The 16,383-nt window shown below is 37.0% G+C and carries 22 protein-coding genes; 14 read left to right on the top strand and 8 right to left on the bottom strand.

All coding sequences use genetic code 11. From position 1 onward, the window contains the following. The first annotated feature begins 274 nt into the window (after nucleotides 1-274). A complete protein-coding gene (locus IHV12_RS07605) occupies nucleotides 275-1,003 on the top strand; it encodes a TraR/DksA C4-type zinc finger protein (RefSeq protein ID WP_197127351.1) in 729 nt (242 codons plus the stop codon). Between the two features lie 40 nt (nucleotides 1,004-1,043). Here IHV12_RS07605 and IHV12_RS07600 read toward each other — a convergent pair whose 3' ends face one another. Beyond that, a complete protein-coding gene (locus tag IHV12_RS07600) occupies nucleotides 1,044-1,679 on the bottom strand; it encodes a LysE family transporter (protein ID WP_197190456.1) in 636 nt (211 codons plus the stop codon). A 145-nt stretch (nucleotides 1,680-1,824) separates the two neighbouring features. Here IHV12_RS07600 and IHV12_RS07595 point away from each other — a divergent pair, with 145 nt between their 5' ends. Then, nucleotides 1,825-2,400 (top strand): cysteine hydrolase family protein, encoded by a 576-nt coding sequence (locus tag IHV12_RS07595; protein WP_197190455.1) that lies wholly within the window; start codon nucleotides 1,825-1,827, stop codon nucleotides 2,398-2,400. Nucleotides 2,401-2,517: 117 nt separating this feature from the next. Next, nucleotides 2,518-2,754: a hypothetical protein gene (locus IHV12_RS07590; RefSeq protein ID WP_197190454.1), complete on the top strand. Its 237-nt coding sequence runs from the start codon at nucleotides 2,518-2,520 to the stop codon at nucleotides 2,752-2,754. Nucleotides 2,755-2,801: 47 nt separating this feature from the next. Here IHV12_RS07590 and IHV12_RS07585 read toward each other — a convergent pair whose 3' ends face one another. Further along, nucleotides 2,802-3,350 (bottom strand): DUF402 domain-containing protein, encoded by a 549-nt coding sequence (locus IHV12_RS07585; protein ID WP_197190453.1) that lies wholly within the window; start codon nucleotides 3,348-3,350, stop codon nucleotides 2,802-2,804. 119 nt (nucleotides 3,351-3,469) lie between these two features. On the opposite strand from IHV12_RS07585, the gene IHV12_RS07580 reads away from it, so the two are divergent. Further along, entirely contained in the window at nucleotides 3,470-3,865 is a 396-nt protein-coding gene (locus IHV12_RS07580; RefSeq protein ID WP_197190452.1) for a hypothetical protein, read from the top strand. Beyond that, complete coding sequence (locus tag IHV12_RS07575) at nucleotides 3,866-4,750, top strand: alpha/beta fold hydrolase (protein WP_197190451.1); 885 nt, start codon at nucleotides 3,866-3,868, stop codon at nucleotides 4,748-4,750. A gap of 46 nt (nucleotides 4,751-4,796) precedes the next feature. On the opposite strand, the gene IHV12_RS07570 is transcribed toward IHV12_RS07575, so the two are convergent. Beyond that, entirely contained in the window at nucleotides 4,797-6,128 is a 1,332-nt protein-coding gene (locus tag IHV12_RS07570) for a purine/pyrimidine permease (protein WP_370568778.1), read from the bottom strand. 210 nt (nucleotides 6,129-6,338) lie between these two features. Between IHV12_RS07570 and IHV12_RS07565 the strand changes: the two genes are divergently transcribed. Next, on the top strand, nucleotides 6,339-6,599 hold the full coding sequence (locus IHV12_RS07565; RefSeq protein ID WP_197127359.1) for a hypothetical protein: 261 nt from the start codon (nucleotides 6,339-6,341) through the stop codon (nucleotides 6,597-6,599). Next, nucleotides 6,596-6,853, top strand: a complete 258-nt coding sequence (locus IHV12_RS07560) for a flagellar biosynthesis anti-sigma factor FlgM (RefSeq protein WP_171005494.1) — start codon at nucleotides 6,596-6,598, stop codon at nucleotides 6,851-6,853. Before IHV12_RS07565 ends, IHV12_RS07560 begins: the two co-directional genes overlap by 4 nt. Nucleotides 6,854-6,856: 3 nt before the next feature. On the opposite strand, the gene IHV12_RS07555 is transcribed toward IHV12_RS07560, so the two are convergent. Continuing rightward, nucleotides 6,857-7,264, bottom strand: coding sequence for a phage holin family protein (locus IHV12_RS07555; protein ID WP_370568777.1), 408 nt, complete (start codon nucleotides 7,262-7,264; stop codon nucleotides 6,857-6,859). Between the two features lie 208 nt (nucleotides 7,265-7,472). Here IHV12_RS07555 and IHV12_RS07550 point away from each other — a divergent pair, with 208 nt between their 5' ends. The 5 genes from IHV12_RS07550 to IHV12_RS07530 all read left to right on the top strand — a co-directional run bounded on the left by IHV12_RS07550 (nucleotide 7,473) and on the right by IHV12_RS07530 (nucleotide 11,613). After that, complete coding sequence (locus IHV12_RS07550; RefSeq protein WP_191752768.1) at nucleotides 7,473-7,754, top strand: hypothetical protein; 282 nt, start codon at nucleotides 7,473-7,475, stop codon at nucleotides 7,752-7,754. Between the two features lie 174 nt (nucleotides 7,755-7,928). After that, nucleotides 7,929-9,038 (top strand): GGDEF domain-containing protein, encoded by a 1,110-nt coding sequence (locus IHV12_RS07545; protein WP_197190450.1) that lies wholly within the window; start codon nucleotides 7,929-7,931, stop codon nucleotides 9,036-9,038. Nucleotides 9,039-9,144: 106 nt separating this feature from the next. Next, nucleotides 9,145-10,176 (top strand): YkvI family membrane protein, encoded by a 1,032-nt coding sequence (locus IHV12_RS07540; RefSeq protein WP_197190449.1) that lies wholly within the window; start codon nucleotides 9,145-9,147, stop codon nucleotides 10,174-10,176. An 86-nt stretch (nucleotides 10,177-10,262) separates the two neighbouring features. After that, entirely contained in the window at nucleotides 10,263-10,565 is a 303-nt protein-coding gene (locus tag IHV12_RS07535) for a phosphoribosyl-ATP pyrophosphohydrolase (protein ID WP_370568776.1), read from the top strand. Nucleotides 10,566-10,815: 250 nt separating this feature from the next. Beyond that, nucleotides 10,816-11,613 carry a DeoR/GlpR family DNA-binding transcription regulator gene (locus IHV12_RS07530; RefSeq protein ID WP_197190447.1) on the top strand — a complete coding sequence of 266 codons (798 nt, stop codon included), beginning with the start codon at nucleotides 10,816-10,818 and terminating at the stop codon, nucleotides 11,611-11,613. Between the two features lie 43 nt (nucleotides 11,614-11,656). On the opposite strand, the gene IHV12_RS07525 is transcribed toward IHV12_RS07530, so the two are convergent. From IHV12_RS07525 to IHV12_RS07515, 3 genes are read right to left on the bottom strand one after another with little or no spacing between them, the layout of a single operon-like run. Beyond that, on the bottom strand, nucleotides 11,657-12,418 hold the full coding sequence (locus IHV12_RS07525; RefSeq protein ID WP_197190446.1) for a DUF4097 family beta strand repeat-containing protein: 762 nt from the start codon (nucleotides 12,416-12,418) through the stop codon (nucleotides 11,657-11,659). Further along, nucleotides 12,415-12,963, bottom strand: a complete 549-nt coding sequence (locus IHV12_RS07520; protein WP_197127365.1) for an HAAS signaling domain-containing protein — start codon at nucleotides 12,961-12,963, stop codon at nucleotides 12,415-12,417. The genes IHV12_RS07525 and IHV12_RS07520 overlap by 4 nt, the downstream gene beginning before the upstream one ends. Before the next feature lies 1 nt (nucleotide 12,964). Continuing rightward, nucleotides 12,965-13,276: a PadR family transcriptional regulator gene (locus IHV12_RS07515; protein WP_197127366.1), complete on the bottom strand. Its 312-nt coding sequence runs from the start codon at nucleotides 13,274-13,276 to the stop codon at nucleotides 12,965-12,967. A gap of 281 nt (nucleotides 13,277-13,557) precedes the next feature. On the opposite strand from IHV12_RS07515, the gene IHV12_RS07510 reads away from it, so the two are divergent. Next, complete coding sequence (locus IHV12_RS07510; RefSeq protein ID WP_197190445.1) at nucleotides 13,558-13,740, top strand: hypothetical protein; 183 nt, start codon at nucleotides 13,558-13,560, stop codon at nucleotides 13,738-13,740. A 154-nt stretch (nucleotides 13,741-13,894) separates the two neighbouring features. Further along, nucleotides 13,895-15,217 carry an APC family permease gene (locus IHV12_RS07505; protein WP_197190444.1) on the top strand — a complete coding sequence of 441 codons (1,323 nt, stop codon included), beginning with the start codon at nucleotides 13,895-13,897 and terminating at the stop codon, nucleotides 15,215-15,217. A gap of 67 nt (nucleotides 15,218-15,284) precedes the next feature. On the opposite strand, the gene IHV12_RS07500 is transcribed toward IHV12_RS07505, so the two are convergent. After that, nucleotides 15,285-16,313 (bottom strand): YecA family protein, encoded by a 1,029-nt coding sequence (locus tag IHV12_RS07500; protein ID WP_197190443.1) that lies wholly within the window; start codon nucleotides 16,311-16,313, stop codon nucleotides 15,285-15,287. Nucleotides 16,314-16,383 lie beyond the last annotated feature (70 nt).

Here is a 16,383-nt window from a genome sequence, read left to right as displayed (position 1 = left end):
TAAAAGATATTATTAGCATACCTTACAAAAAGTTGGAAAAAAAGCGATTTTTCAACACTTTTTAACATTTTTTGATAATAACTAGGTAATACGCTTCATTTATGAGTTGTGGGTTCAGAAGAAATGAAAATTATTGATAGTGATTGACTGGAGAACAAGAAGGTTTGGCACTAAGTATAGCATGTATGATAGTGGTGCAAAATACACAGGATGGATAATTATTAGTAATAACGGGTATGAAATGGTATACGGAAGTAGGAAGGGAGATTGAATCATGGCATTATCTACACAAGAAATGGACCATTTTAAGCAAATTTTATTATCACGAAAAGAAGAGATAAAAGGAATGAGGGAAAGGAACGAATCATTTGGTAATGATTCAGAATTTCCGAAAGAATCAACAGGTGAACTTTCAAATTATGATAATCATCCTGGTGATCTTGGCACTGAATTATTTGAAAAAGAAAAAGATATTGCGTTAAATGATCTTCATGAAAAAGAACTTGAAGATATAGATGTAGCTTTAAAAAGTATTGAGACAGGTGATTACGGAGTTTGTAAAACGTGTGGCCAAGATATTTTAAAAGAGCGGTTAGAGATCGTACCTTATACGCTTTATTGTAAAGAACATAGCCCTGCACAAAACTCATCAGATGATCGTCCGATTGAAGAAGAGGTAATTGGACCTGATTATAAAACAAGAAGCAATGACAATAAAGATGCGACGTACTTTGATGGAGAAGATGCATGGCAGTCCGTTGCTAAATATGGTACGAGTGAAACTCCTTCAGACTTTACTGATCCTGATAAAAGAGATTATAACGAGATGTATGAAGACTCTGATGATGATGACGGTTTTGTAGAAGACTATGAAAGTTTTGTTGCTACTGATATAACAGGAAAAGAAAGAAATGTTATCCATAACAGAAATCATGAGGAATATGAAGAAGAGTTGGACAGGGAAGAGGAGAAGCAGTCAGATAGAGAAAAATATGATAAGTAAAGATACAAGGCGCTGTCTATTTTAGACAGCGCCTTATGATTTATAAAAACAATTTTAATAATTTATACGTAAGGAAGCTAGAGAATGCAAGCAAACCGATTCCTGCTAATCTTGCTAACCACCTTATTGTAAAATCATTAATGAGCGTACGAAAAAAATGAACGGTAAAGGCCACGTTAAGGTTCCATAGAATAATTCCTACTATTATACAAAAACTTAACCCCATTCTTAACAATTCACTTGTTGCAGAAGGTATGCTTTGAAGTGAACCACCATAAACACCAAACCAAAACATAAAATTATAGGGATTCATAAGAGCGATGACAAAACCTGTCCAAAAAGGTTTTTTGTCGTCTTTTGTATTTTCTTCGATTAAAGGCAAGGATGTAACGGAATTTCTAATGGTTGAAATTCCTAAGTAACTAAGCATCATAATACCGGTTATTAACATGCAGACTGTAATCCATCTCTCATGTAGGAAAGGCGAGAGTCCTAGGAAGATAAATGACATAAACAATATATCTGCACAAACTGCCCCGATTCCAACGAGCCAAGATGGCCAAAAACCACCGTATAATCCATGCTTAATCATCTCAAGTTTAACAGGGCCGATTGGAATAGCTAAACTGATACCAAGCGTAACAAAATGAATACTCAATATCATGATTTCGTTCAAAGGGTGCCCCCCTTTTCATGTGGCTTGTCTAAGGTACTTACAAAATATGAGATTTAGATCAGAAATAGTACGGAAGGAAAAATTAAAGTCACATCGAAAATGTAATGTAATAGGAAGCACAGTCTGAATATAAGGAGATTGTAATGTGAAAAAAGCAGGTTTGCTTATTGTTGATGTTCAAAAAGGATTTGATGAAACAGATTTCTGGGGAGAACGAAATAATGCAAATGCTGAAGTGAATATGCTTATATTACTTGGTGCCTTTCGAGAGGTAGGATTGCCTGTCTTTCATGTTCAGCACCAATCAGAAAACGAACACTCTCCATTGCATCCTTCAAAATTAGGTTATCAGTTGAAAACAGGATTTGAACCTAAAGAAGATGAACTTCTTTTTATTAAGAATGTTAATAGTGCATTTATTGGTACAGAGCTAAAAGACGCATTAGATAAAGAGGGTATCGAACACATTGTGATAATAGGTTTAACAACAAACCATTGTGTATCTACAACCACAAGAATGGCAGCAAATTATGGTTTTGGAGTGTCTTTAATCCATGATGCAACTGCTGCATTTAAAATTCATTCCTATGATGGAAAAGTGTTCTCAGCTCAAGATGTCCATGAGTCTGCCCTTGCTCACCTTCACCAAGAATTTGCAGAAATAATAAGTACAGAAGAAGCTTTAACACGATGGGTGAGGACTTCTCCTTACATGCAATAACAGACATAGACAATATTCCCCAGGAAATGTCGTATACTGCTAATGGTTTAGAGGATTTCATTTAGGGTAAAAATGTATATACTAAATTAATCAGAGTAATCTAGAGGTGTCTTACAGATGAATAGTGATCAAATAGAAAAATTGATGAACAATCCAGAACAAGAATTGGAGTTTTGGAGAGAAGAAGATCAGCAGCCTGAACTTGTTAGAATACGGTATGTTCCACAAGGAGAAAGTGGTTATTTCCAAGTTACTTTCTTAGATGAGGAAGAGGGAATCATCGGATCACAAGTGTTAGATGAAGTAGAGGATGCTTTGCGTTTTTTAGAGAAAAACAACAATATGAACAAATAGATGAAACCAGAGGGAATCGCCCTCTGGTTTTTTAATACTCTCTTTGATTAAAGAAATTTTTTTGCTTGTTTCCATTCTGTAGCATGCTCAATGCATGTTTCTAGTTGTTCAAACTTGCCTTCTTTATGCATTGAAATGATTTTTTGAGCCGTTTCATGTGCAAGTTTCATTTGTTCTTCATTAATATCCCCTTTTTGAAAAGCTTTCATCAACTCATCATCATCTAAAAGAAAGAGCTCTTTGTCAGGAAGAATAACGATATCTAAATAAAGGTCATCAAACCAAGGTATACCTCTATCATCAACTCCATGATCCCCACACATATCAATATAGAATTGTACAACCTCGCCGTTCTCGTCCAATACCGTGGTAATCGTGTATTTTTCTCCCTCAGGAAAATGTTGCATCCATGTATAGCCAGAGTCAGCAATACATATCTTATTCTCTTTATAGTTTACAACTAATGGTTCAGAAACTTGCTTCAAATGAATCGCTGTAACTTTCCCTTTAAAGCAAGAACTTTCTTTATGCGTTACTTCAAAATGTTTGTCTGTGACTCTTTTCCAATTTGGCCGGTCTGCTGTTTTATGTTCCATTGTTAACCTCCATATTCTGGTAATATTATAACCTACATTTATTGATTGTAAAAAAGGTTTATGTAAAATTGTGGAGAAATATGTAGATAGAATGGTGTGAAACGGAGGGGTTGTAAATCATGAAAAGCATGCATAGAGAGTTAGAGAATTTTCAACTGCAAAAAGGATGGGAGATTAGTCAAGATGGTGCTGACAAAAGCACGGAATCCCTTTTGCTAAATCACATGCTATTAACGACAGAGATAGCGGAGATTGCTGAAGAATTAAGAAGAATGTTAAATAGAGCGTATGAGATGAAAGAAGAAGGTGTTGAAGGGGAGAAGGCTTTTCAACTCGCAAAGGAAGAAGTTGCTGAAGATATCGGGAAAGAAATTGCTGACAGTATTGCTTATCTTTGCAAGTTTGCAACGTTTTTCCAAAGAGATATTGAACAAGATATTAGAAATAAACTGAACGAAATCAATACTCGTACAAAACCAAATTTACAGAAGCGGATGAAAGAAGAGGTGAAATAGATGGATATTCCGTTTGATCAACATAAGATACATTCACATGATGGAACAATGCTTACAGGTTATGATTATGGCGGTTTGGGGGATCCGTTGATTTTAATTCACTATCTTGGTGGTACAGTGAAAGCCTGGAATCCAGTAACTCCATTCTTGAGAGATCATTATAGAATAATAAGTTATGATCTTCGTGGACATGGGAAATCTGATCAACCCGATTATGGATATTCTTTCGAGGATACCACGAAGGATTTAGAAAGTGTAATGAATCATTTTGAGATTGAAAAAGCACATCTTGTAGGAAGCTCTTACGGGTGTATGGTAGGGTTATATTTTACAGCGATGCGTCAGGATAGAGTTCTGTCACTCGCAAACATAGACGGCGCGATCATTAACGATACAGGTGAGAATGGTCTTAATGATGAGACGTTAGAAGAGCACCTTGCTAAATTTGAAGGACAACTAGATCCGGATTACGAATCGATAGAAGAATTTCAACAGGTCTATAGAGAACAATGGTTGCCATGGAATAAGGAACGGGCCAATTATGTAGCAGAATATGAACCACGTATGAAAGAGAACGGAAAAGTAGGTAATATTACTACAGGCCAAACGATGCAGAAGATTATATCCGAAATCTATTATATAGATTTCTTAACTTGGTATAAGAAGGTTCAATCGCCTGTTCTATTTCTACCCGCAGAAAAAGAAGGACATTTCCAACAATCATTAAAGTTCATTGGTCAGGCAAAGGTAGGATTGCCTTACAGTGAGACTGTGATTATCCCTAATTCAACACATCTAATGATGTTTGATCATGCCAAAGAACTAGCAGCGGCCATATTAAAGTTTCACTCGGAAATACCTGTTTCAGAGAGATCTTTTAGATGATTGCTAGAAGAGGGCTCCCTACAATGAGGGAGCCCTTTTCTATTTATTAGTCTTCTTTCTGCACATGCTGATGCGAATTTCTTCGTTTATAGAACTGTTCAAGAATCATACATGTTAGCATCCCCATGATCAGACCGTTGCTTAATAGCGTTACGATAATATTTGGCCATTCTTTTAAAGCGGCAGCAGGAATGAAGAGACTCCCGATTCCAACCATAAGAGAAGTACTGATAATAAAGAGATTATTTTCCGACTTTAGCTCGGATCTATATTCTTTGAAAGCTAAACCAATCATACTAGAAAAAGGGAGGAATATGGTTGCATATCCTACCGGAGCAGGAATACCAGCAAAGAAAAAAGTAAGTGGCGGAAAAAAGCTAATTAAGATAATAAGTGCGTTTCCTATAATGAATGCTAGTTTGCTGAACATTTTTGTAGTTAGGATGAAGCCTGCTGAACCTGAGATAGGTACACTTGCAACTGCTGAAAATAGACCAGCTATCCACGTGTTTATACCCATCATGATTGATGATCGATTATAATTGATAGGTTCATAATCTTTTTTCTCTGTTTCATACGCTTTTTCGACGACGTTAATACTAGCTACCATGTTCGTAAGTAAGAGCATGCCTACGAATAGAGAAGTTATTATCGTTCCGGAAGATAGTTCTGGCATCCCCCAAGCTAGTAACTCTGGAAAAGCAAAAGTCGTATTGCTATGCATCGTTTCTTTTGTTAAGTTCAAGATTCTGAACAATCCCCAACCAAGTAACAAAGAGATCAAGATGGAATAACTTCTTAACCATTTCACACGAGACTTTCCTAGAACGATAGATAAAATTAAGATGAAGAGTGATGTGAGAGCCACTTTGCTATCTGCACCTTCCTGCAGATATCCAATCCCGAGCATACCTTTAATAAAAGAACCACTCAACTGTGAGACGAGAAGGATTAAGTAAGTGCCGGTAACTAAAGGAGTAAAGAGAGCTCTGACCGAACTTATGATGCGAAACATTCCAAGCAGTAGAAAAAGAACGCCGCTGATCAGCATTCCCGCTGTAAGTTGCTGCAGCCCGTCAGCAACCGTTAATGCCCCTGAAGCTACAATCCCCGCGTAAACGGTAAAAACACCCCACCATAATCCAGCAGGTCCTTCATTGATCGGAAGCTTATGTCCGAAAAGTGCTTGCAGAATCGCAGACACTCCAATAATTAAGAATGAACGTTGTAAAAGATCTGCAGTCTCTGCTTGTGTCATTCCAAATGCATCACCAATAGCGATAGGAGCTACTAAACTACCCGCAAGGATAAAAACCATCCATTGAAGAGAAGAAAACGTTAATTTCATGTAAACACCTTCTGTTATGTATTTCGTCACTATTCATTATAGACCTTTCACTTGATTCGTAGAAAGGAAAGATGTTTATAAATGTAGGTATAGCGGGTAAAACTCCATAAAGCAAGAAAGTATTGATAACGAACATTAGAAAAAATTGTGAATTATTTTATTTGTATACCCTCAAAAAAATGGTAGTGGCCGAATTATATAGATACAGGTTAAGACGACCACAAACAAAGGACGATTCTAATGATGCATAAACTTACACATGATGATGTCATTCAATTGTTAGAGAAACATCTATTAGACTTTGAACAGTTTACGCCTTACTTGTTTACTTCACAGTGGATTCATTCTTTTTGTAAGGATAAAGAAAACGGAAATGAGTTCGAAGTAAAATGGGATACATCAGGACAAGAATTGTTCTTCCGACTGTTGGACAACTTGGATTATGATGATCAATGGAAATGGCTTGGCACATTTCAATACACAGAAGAGGTGAAATCATGAGAATTGATGGACAACAACCCGTTCAGCGAAAATATGATGTGAATAAAGTGTATCAGCAGCCTTCTGTAAAGCCGCCATCATTTGCTAAAGACGAACTATACATATCTAACGAGGCAAAAGTGCTGCATGAAAATGCTCAATTAAACATAAGAGAAAAGAAATTATTAGATATTAAAAAACGCATTGATGCTGGTGAATACCAGATCGATGCGCAAGCGATCGCAAAAAAGATCTCACAATTTTATTCCAATTAAACATTACTTATTTTGATTGTCGTTTTTCTGTCTTAGCAGAGAAACGGCATTTTTTATGAACTCAGGAATCGGAACATTCATTCTTCCTGCATTCTCAATGATTGATAACAATTCATTGGATAAATAAAAAAAGATAGTAGCGGAATGAATGTAATTTCCACCTAGCAATTGGTCGAGAGAATGGGCTGCTGCGACGATCGCAAATATGATCATTTTTTTTAGTATTCCTCTAAAGCCCTCTTTGCTGTTTAATCTGCCTTCGTAGGCTGAAGCAGCCATACCAGTTAGATAGTCTAATACAATAAATACGACAAGTGTCTTAAATAACATGCTTGGTGTACCAAATAAGAAGCTTGCAACTGCTCCTAATGATACTACAGTCATGTTGTATAGCATGGACCATTTTTCCACTCGATCGTTCCCCCTTTGAACTCCAATTTGTATAGTATATGTTTGTACAAACCAATTCGATTTGGCGATTACCTACTACTCGTCCCCTAATTTTTTGAAGCTTTATTTCAAATGTGTTAAATAGTCGAAAAATTAAAAAAATATAGAGTCAGACACGCACTATATCTGTTACAATGAAACAAATCCGGAAAGGGAGGAAAGAAATGCAATGAATAAAATTACGTTAGGCTTGCCTCCACATTGCCACAAAGTAACTTGTGACGGAAGAATGATTAAGATTAAGGATCCTGGTAACAACAAATGGGCGTTTCCGCTCTCTGGTACTGAAAATGCAGTTGTTGATCAAGTGAACGATGAGACAGGATTACTTACCATTCATGGAAAGGATAAGATACTCGCGACACTTGAGATGCCGATTCGTTTTTGTGAAGTGGGCAGAGGCTGGCTCCTTGATAAACTACCTAAAAAGAAACGTGTGAAAATAAAATAAATAACCTTAAAATATCCGCACAGCAGATTCATCTTGCTGTGCGTTTTCCATGTATAAGTGCATATTCTTGTTGAAAAAGAGCTATGAAAGGAAAAGAAATAATCAGGAAAATAAAATGAAAGAAGGAAAAAAATGTTATAATGATTTTGGATACGTGTAGATGGGGTGAATGTATTGGGGAAAAAACACCTGCCTGCACACTTAAATCACATTGCTTGGAATCGAAAAATCATAAATGTATTTTGGGTTGTAATCTTTGTGTCAGTGTGTGTAGAGGTCATTAATAGTTTTTTTACATCTAGGCCATTACAAGAATTTATTGGGATGTACATTGTTCTGCCGACAGCACTTTTGATTTTTATGGTTAGTTTGGCTGAATGGAGTTTTATAAAGAAAACAAAATACATAGATTACATCATTATCTGGACAGCGAGTATGTTCTCCGCAATTTTAATCAGCGTGCACTATGAAATGTATGTCATGTATACGAGTCTGTTTTTCCCTATGCTGATATCGACCATTTATTTTAAAAAGAAGAAAGTGTGGCTGTCGTTTGCTCTTAGCTCACTTACCTTTCTGCTGATCTCCAATTTCCATCCGGTCTTAAGAAATATGAATGCTGTCATGGATCAGGTCTCTATGATTTGCATTCTCTTAACATCAACAGCAATCTGTGTTGGAATTATGAGTAGAGGGTATGAGATGGCGAAAGAGCTTAACAAAGCGCAGGCAGATCATCAAGATTTAATGGTTAAGTCAACAATTATGGAGAAGCAAGTGAAAACAGATGCACTAACAGGTCTGTATAATCATATGGCGTTTTATGAATATATGGATGTGTTGTTGCTTCAAGCAGAAACGTACCATTATCCCGTCCATTTAGCGGTGATGGATATTGACAATTTTAAGAAGATCAACGATACATATGGTCACGGAATTGGAGATGTCGTCTTAAAACGAATTGCGAAAGCGATAAAAGATAATGTCACTACAGATGATTTTGTCGCACGCTACGGCGGAGAAGAATTTGTTGTTATCTTAAATGATATAAATGAGGAAGAAGCTTTTACTTTATTAGAAAAAGTACGATTGGTCATACAAAGGCTTGAACACCCTGAAGTTAAGGAAGAACATATAACAATTAGTACAGGGTTGCAAACGTACAGAAGAGGCATGCATAAACAGGCATTCTTTGAAGGTGCCGACAATAGCTTGTACGTTGCAAAGAGGCAAGGGAAGAACAGAGTCATTACTGAAGGATACAGTGAAGCTATACATATTTAATAAGTCACTTATTTGCAGCAAGAGATATCTTGCTGTTTTTTCTTTTTCTTCTAAAATCCTTGTCCATGCATATGTTTGTAAAAGATATGGCCATGGAGGTGAGGGCATGAGTAGTCGAATGAAACAAATACTGCAGATAGCCGCCACTTACATCGGCACTGTTGTCGGTGCTGGGTTTGCTACTGGAAGAGAAATCGTTGAATTTTTTACTAGATACGGCTCAGCTGGATTTGCCGGCATTCTGATCAGTGGTTTTCTTTTTATCATGATTGGTACAAAGCTAATGATCATGGCAAAGCGACTAGGTGCAACTTCTTTTGATGAGATGAATCAATACTTGTTTGGAGCGATTGCCTCAAGAATCGTCAACGTTTTAATGATGATCATGCTCTTTGGAGTCACTGGAGTCATGTTATCAGGTGCAGGAGCATTGTTTTGGGAACAACTTCATCTTCCGTTTCAATTGGGAATTGTTTTTACACTACTCGTAACCTATTTAGTTATGAAAAAAGGCATAGAGGGGATTCTTTGGACAAACTCATTGATTGTCCCCATCATGATATTCTTTTCTATCGTTTTGTCGGTATCAATGTTTGATCTATCTGAAGGTAGGCAGCTGTTTGTTGAAAGTGACTTTGTTGGAGATTGGAGATGGCTTGTAAGTTCATTTGCTTATGCAGCATTTAACTTAACCCTTGCACAAGCTGTCCTTGTTCCTTTATCACGAGAAGCTAATGATGAATCGGTTATTAAGTGGGGCGGCTTTTTAGGTGGCTTAGGATTAACTTTTATTCTATTAAATAGCCACTATGTTCTCTATTCTGTTCCGCGTGTATTGAGTTATGAGATACCAATCGCGGAAATAGTAGGAGGTCTTGGCGTAGCTGTACATTATATTTTTGTAATTGTGATCTATGGGGAGATTTTCTCAACATTAATAGGTAACATTTTCGGACTTGCAGGTGCATTGCAAAGAAATGTTAGGTTATCCAATCAAGTCATCTTAATCGCTTTGATGACAGGAAGTTACTTGTTGAGTCAAGTAGGCTATTCTGAGCTTCTTCATTATTTGTATCCAGTCTTTGGTATAATCGCAATTATTTTTTTAGGTGTTGTTTCTGCTAAAAAACTAACTTGATGCATATCGTTTATATAGGATTGTTTTTTTAGATGTTGTGAAATTGTTGGAAGGGAAAAGAGCCGATGGCGTATTACAATAAATTAGTGCGAGATAAAATACCAGAACTGCTTGAACAGGCTGGGAAGAAAGGAACTTTTCGGATTCTTGGAAATCAGGAGTTCGAAACAGAACTGAAGAAAAAGCTAACAGAAGGTGTGAAAGAATATCGAGAAGTCAAAAATGAAATAGATGCTGCGGAAGAACTGGCGGAGCTGTTTGAGATCTTGATCGCATTAACGAAAGTACATGATCTTACTCTGAGAGAATTGGATGAGATCAGGCAGGAAAAGGCTCAAAAACAAGGGCGTTTTCACGAGCGTCTCTTCCTGATCAAGGTAGAAGACTAAAGGGGTCTGACCCCAGACAAATACAAATTTAAAAAATTTGTATTTGTCAGAAATACATACTTTGACTACACTGTATACTCGTAATCTATATTCCTATCAATACGGGCTAAAACAAGCTAACGCACTGCTTGTTTTAGCTCGTTTTTCTATAAATAAAGAAAAAACATGCAAAATAAGTTTGACAAACAAGCATGAAACAGCATAAGATTAGAGTGCCACGTGGAAATAAGAGGTAACGGAGGAAAATATTATGTTTTCTGAGGAAAGAAGAGAAAAGATTTTAGAAGTGCTTAAGAATGAAGGTCGAGTGCTTGCAAAAGAATTATCTGATGCCCTCCAAGTTTCGATTGATTCTATTCGCCGGGACTTATCATCTCTAGAGGATAACGGGCTACTTAAACGCACGCATGGTGGCGCAATTCCTGTGACAGAAGTAAAAAAAGGACCTACATCAAACGCAGTTCGTTTTGGAGAAGGATCTAAGTATGAGAGAGCAATAGCGAAGGAAGCTGTGAAGTACATCAAAGAGAACGATACTATTTTCCTAAGTGGAGGAGGAATGCACCATGAGATTGTAAAGCATCTTCCACACTACCGATTAACTGTTGTGACGAACTCTCTTGTAACAGCTGAAATACTTCGCGAAAAAGATAACATTGATCTTTATGTGGTCGGAGGAAAAGTGAAGAGATCAGGAAATATGACGGATGCACTAGTAACAAATCTGATCGGTCAGTATTCGTTTGATGTTTCATTCGCAACAGGTGGAGGGATCTCTGAAAGAGGTATCAGTACGGCGACGCCTGAAGTAGCTGCTTTTATGAATGCAGTTGGAATGGTCTCCCGTAAAAGTATCGGTGTATTTCCACATTACAAAATAGGGGTTAACGCGTTTGCGAAAGTTGGGCCAGTTTCCAATTTAGACGTTGTAATCACAGATGATGATGCGCAAAGAGACCATCTGTCAGCCATTGAACAGCAAGGAGTTAGTGTAGTAATTGCTCAATCAGAATTCAGCCAGCAGCACTCAGCTTCAGAAACAGAATAATTTTCTTTTTTATAAAAGACCCCCAAATGTGGAGGTCTTTTTATTATTCGTTACTCATCATTAAAGCGAGGTCTCCTACTTCTGACGAAAGGAATACAAGTGGTCCACCTGTTCCTATTGATCCATTTTTTGAAGAAGGTAACGTTATCCTTTCGTCACCTATCGTATTTCGAAGATCCGTTCGTAAATGATCGGGTTCATTTTTTGTTTTAATCGTAATATCACCAAGATTGGATTTAGCGATAATATCTTTCTTTATATGAAGAAGGTGTATGTCGATATCACCAACGTCTGACTTTGCTGACACAACACCAGTTACATCTTCAAGAAGGATATCTCCTAGATTTGTTTGAAGATCGATGTTATTAGCTTTAATAGCGTGCATCTTGATGTCTGATGTATCTGAGTTTACTTGAAGTCTTTTATACTCAGCTTTGGGAAGTTTAATGAGTAATTCGTAATCACCAGAGAATAGCGAGAACAATTTTGTATTCTTTTTTTGTATAGCTTGAATCGTTAACTTGTTTTTATTATTTTTTACAGAGAGTGAAAAGTCATCGGAGTATTTCTTTTCCGTCTTTCCTTTCATCGATATACTTATTTGATCACCATTATGAGGCAGAACAAATACATCTCCTACACTGCTTTCAATCTTAATTTCGTTAATGGAGGAGGCAACAATCGATTTTTGCTCATTTATTTTTGCAAGATTAAATGGAGATTCACCCATCATAAATAGAACGGCATTGCCTATTATTGAAATACCGATTAAGAAGTAAGCTGTTCGTAGTATCTTTTGAATCATGAGTATCTCCTCCTAATGATTCTCAGGTTGTAGGTAAGGTATCTTAAGATTAATTTGTAAACAATTCTTGATGATTTGATCGAACCTACTAGCAATAAGAGTCCTAGACCTACTAAACCGAAAATAAGAAAAATATCCTTTAAGAAGTTGATCGTTAATCCGTCTTGAATGAGCAAAAGAATTGGTGATATGAGGAATGCACCTGATATCACGATCATCACGAACGGCCACAATAATAGTACGATAAACGGTGCTAAGACAAAAATAAGGTTAAATAAGCCTAATCCCAATGTTGCAGCTACTGCACGAAATACATTCGTTAAAGAAGGATCTTCTTCTGCTTTTGTAATTTCTGTTTGTGCGAGGATTTCCTTGGCGATCTTGGCAGGACTTCCTAGACCTTTAATGATATCTTCGTCTGTTCTTCCACTCTCATAACCCATCTCAAAATATTCTTCGTAATCATCTAAAACTTCTCTTTGTTCACTAGCTCCAAGTGGTTTTATGTTTTTTGCTATTTGCTGTAAAAACTGATTTTTGTCCACATTATTCCTCCTCTAACATTTCGCTTACCCCTTTTGTAAACTGTTTCCATTCATCCACAAGAATTTCTTTCATCTCTATTCCTTTTTCTGTAATCTTATAGTACTTTCTCGGTGGTCCTTCTGTAGATTCCATAAGATAAGTGGAAAAGAGGCCTTCTTTTGTTAATCTTCTAACGAGTGGATAGATCGTACCTTCTGAGATCTCGAATTTTTTGGATATCTCTTCCACTAATTCATAGCCATATCGATCTTTTTGTGAAGTGAGAACTAAAACACATAGTTCAAGAACCCCTTTTTTAAACTGAACGTTCACTAAATACATCACCACTTTACTTAGTACTGTTTATTGCAAGGTACTGTCAAAACAAATATTACCATCTTTATCTTATGAACTCAAGCCTGAATTTGGAAAATTTAAAAGTAGACTATAAAAAGATTTGGCTTTCAAAAGTAAACACCTTATAAAAATTGTGACAATGGAATTCACATCTGGAAATAGAGTGTTAGATTTTATTACACATGAAAGGTTATGGATGTGAGATTAACTTATCCTAATAAATAGAAGGAAGTTCAGTGAATCAAATTTGAAATGAGGTGATTACGTTGTTGCATTCTTCTCATTTTTCATCAGAAGAAAAGCTTATGATTCGTGAACTGAAGAAGAAAATAAGACATGAATCGAATGTAAAAGAAAAAAAGGAACTTGAACGACAGCTCAATAATCTGATCGAGAAAGCTTTTATCAAAAAACAGTTATCACGGCGAAAGGAACTCTGAATTTTTCCGACTCTATAGAACACATTTTCAAAAACTGAATTAACTGTCTTTTTAGCGAGGTAGTGACAGCTCAATGTTGTATGTGTTAAAGTGACACTAGTCTTTTTCAGATGGACATTTTGTTTTGTAGGTTTTTTTAGGGAGTGAACACAACATGAATCAAGACGCAGCATTGAAAAAAGATATTGGGCTTTCCGTAGCCATGTCCATCGTTATTGGAACGGTTATTGGATCAGGGATTTTTATGAAACCTGGAAGTGTGCTTGAGTATACAGGAAATTCCAACCTTGCACTATTAGCTTGGGCACTTGGAGGGTTGATCACGTTAGCTGGCGGATTAACGATCGCTGAAGTGGCAACGCAGATTCCAAAGACAGGTGGTTTGTATGTCTATATGGAAGAAGTATACGGTAAGCTTTGGGGATACTTGAGTGGTTGGGTTCAAACTGTTATTTATGGGCCGGCGGTAATCGGTGCTCTAGGATTATATTTCGGTTCTTTAATGGTACATTTATTCTCGTGGAAAGAATACTTAGGACCTTGGATTGGAATAGGAACTGTACTTTTTCTCACCGTCGTTAATAACTTTGGCACAAAGTATGGAGGTTTTATCCAAAATATATTTACGATAGGAAAACTGGTTCCGATCGTGCTGATCATTGTTTTTGGATTAACACAAGGAAATGAACAGATCTTAAATGCTTCAAGTGGAGCAGTTGTTGAAATATCAATGGGTGCAGCGATTTTAGCGACACTTTTTGCTTATGATGGCTGGTTGATGGTTGGATTCGTAGCAGGTGAGATGAAGGATCCCGGAAAAACGTTACCTAAAGCTATTATTGGTGGAATCTTGGTCGTTATGGCAGCGTATCTGTTAGTTAACATTGCACTGTTTCACATTTTACCTGCTTCAGAAATCGTAAGACTAGGAGAGAATTCTGCATCATCAGCAGCAACGATCCTTTTTGGACCACTAGGCGGGAAACTAATAGCAGTCGGCATCGCGGTATCCATATTTGGTTGTTTGAACGGTAAGATTTTAACCATTCCACGCGTTCCTTTTGCTATGGCAGAAAGAAATCAGCTTCCGATGGCAAAAACGTTCAGCTCAGTCAGTGAAAAATATGGAACTCCTATCGCTGCTACGTATTTGCAAGTAGTGATTGCTATTATGATGATGATTGTTACAGATCCAGATTATCTATCGGAAATGGCTATATTTGCGGTTTACATCTTTTATATATTTGCTTTTTATGCTGTGTTTAAACTGCGTAAACGCAATAAAGACCAAAAGCGAGTCTATAGCGTACCGTTATTTCCAGTCGTTCCTATTTTCGCGATCTTAGGCTCTTTGTATATTGTTGTCGCGACTATACTCAACGACCCTATTGATAGTTTTACGGCAATCTTTATAACTGTTGCTGGACTGCCCGTTTATTACTGGCTAGAGCGTAATAAAAAACAAGACTCTTTATAAAGGAGATCTTGTTTTTTTGCATGATAAAACCCGCCTAAAACAATAGGCGGGTTATTCAAATAATCGTTTATACGCTTAATAGTTCTTTCATTTCACGATAACGTGAAGATAGACTAGCTGGTGATACGCCATACTTTTTAGCCGTTTCTGCTTGAGTTGAAGCGATACCTCTAATGTCTTTTGAGACGAGGTAATCAAGAGCAGCCGCATAGATCTCTTCTTTACGGATAGCAGGCTTACTTTCTGTAATGTACTCGCTCCAAAGCTTTTCTGCTTCTTCAACAACTTCTGTCTCAGCGTTCGCTTTAACGAGTTCAGTTACAGCGTTGTATTTTTCATCTTTCAAATCCGTTGCTTCTTCCGTTTTTTCAACTTTTGACGTTGTTGTAACAGTTGCTGTGTTCTCAGGTTGAGACTGAGGCACACCAGCACTAATATCAATCAAAGAGAGCTGAAGTACAGCAGGGAACTCGCTTCTAAATATTTCGTTCGCATCGCTTTGTGGCTGAATATCTTCTATCGCAGCTTTTAACGGTGGAAGTTCAGTCATAGGCATTTCCACATATCCAACATAAAACTCATGGTTGATGCCGTTTGAAACGAGTGTTCCAAGTAGAGCACTTTCTGTTTTTGGCTTTTCAGCAGCATTGATTGTTACATCATACACAGCTTCTGTCCAAATATCCTGTACGGTAAAGATGAATCCTGTCTTCTGCTCAATTACTTTATAAAGGGATGGTGAAGCTGTTGTCCAACCAGCTAGTATTTCCGCGACTTCTGGTTTAACAGCGTTCTTCACTTTCTCTACATAAAGTTGTACAGGCGTTTTATTATCCTTAATCTCTGAGCAGAAAATTTCCCAACAAACTGCAATATTTGCGTATGTTTGTTCTTGCTCTTTAGCCACAGGGTACTTTTTCACATACTTGGATGTACGTTCAGCTAAATCCTGCTGATAGTTCTCCAAGGCATATTTGATGAGTCCTTCTTGATGGAAGGATACTTCACGTGTTTGCTCTTCTTTATGTAAGCAACATTTTTTATATTTTTTTCCGCTGCCACAATAGCACGGATCATTTCTTCCTATCATTGACATGCTATTCCTCCAGTAAACCACTTACTTATCCTGTACATACTAGCATAAATCGGTTTTTTTTCAAACTACA

It is taken from the genome of Fictibacillus sp. 7GRE50, from assembly GCF_015903875.1.
Taxonomy (GTDB): Bacteria; Bacillota; Bacilli; order Bacillales; family Fictibacillaceae; genus Fictibacillus; species Fictibacillus phosphorivorans.
The sequence above is the reverse complement of the archived record's forward strand: the minus strand, read 5'-3'. Positions and strand labels throughout refer to the sequence as shown.

Bases quoted from the DNA above. Each gene is read 5' to 3' on its own strand.
- IHV12_RS07605 (WP_197127351.1), top strand. From the start codon at position 275: ATGGCATTATCTACACAAGAAATGGACCATTTTAAGCAAATTTTATTA.
- IHV12_RS07590 (WP_197190454.1), top strand. From the start codon at position 2,518: ATGAATAGTGATCAAATAGAAAAATTGATGAACAATCCAGAACAAGAA.
- IHV12_RS07585 (WP_197190453.1), bottom strand. From the start codon at position 3,350: ATGGAACATAAAACAGCAGACCGGCCAAATTGGAAAAGAGTCACAGAC.
- IHV12_RS07580 (WP_197190452.1), top strand. From the start codon at position 3,470: ATGAAAAGCATGCATAGAGAGTTAGAGAATTTTCAACTGCAAAAAGGA.
- IHV12_RS07575 (WP_197190451.1), top strand. From the start codon at position 3,866: ATGGATATTCCGTTTGATCAACATAAGATACATTCACATGATGGAACA.
- IHV12_RS07565 (WP_197127359.1), top strand. From the start codon at position 6,339: ATGATGCATAAACTTACACATGATGATGTCATTCAATTGTTAGAGAAA.
- IHV12_RS07560 (WP_171005494.1), top strand. From the start codon at position 6,596: ATGAGAATTGATGGACAACAACCCGTTCAGCGAAAATATGATGTGAAT.
- IHV12_RS07550 (WP_191752768.1), top strand. From the start codon at position 7,473: ATGAATAAAATTACGTTAGGCTTGCCTCCACATTGCCACAAAGTAACT.
- IHV12_RS07540 (WP_197190449.1), top strand. From the start codon at position 9,145: ATGAGTAGTCGAATGAAACAAATACTGCAGATAGCCGCCACTTACATC.
- IHV12_RS07530 (WP_197190447.1), top strand. From the start codon at position 10,816: ATGTTTTCTGAGGAAAGAAGAGAAAAGATTTTAGAAGTGCTTAAGAAT.
- IHV12_RS07525 (WP_197190446.1), bottom strand. From the start codon at position 12,418: ATGATTCAAAAGATACTACGAACAGCTTACTTCTTAATCGGTATTTCA.
- IHV12_RS07505 (WP_197190444.1), top strand. From the start codon at position 13,895: ATGAATCAAGACGCAGCATTGAAAAAAGATATTGGGCTTTCCGTAGCC.
- IHV12_RS07500 (WP_197190443.1), bottom strand. From the start codon at position 16,313: ATGTCAATGATAGGAAGAAATGATCCGTGCTATTGTGGCAGCGGAAAA.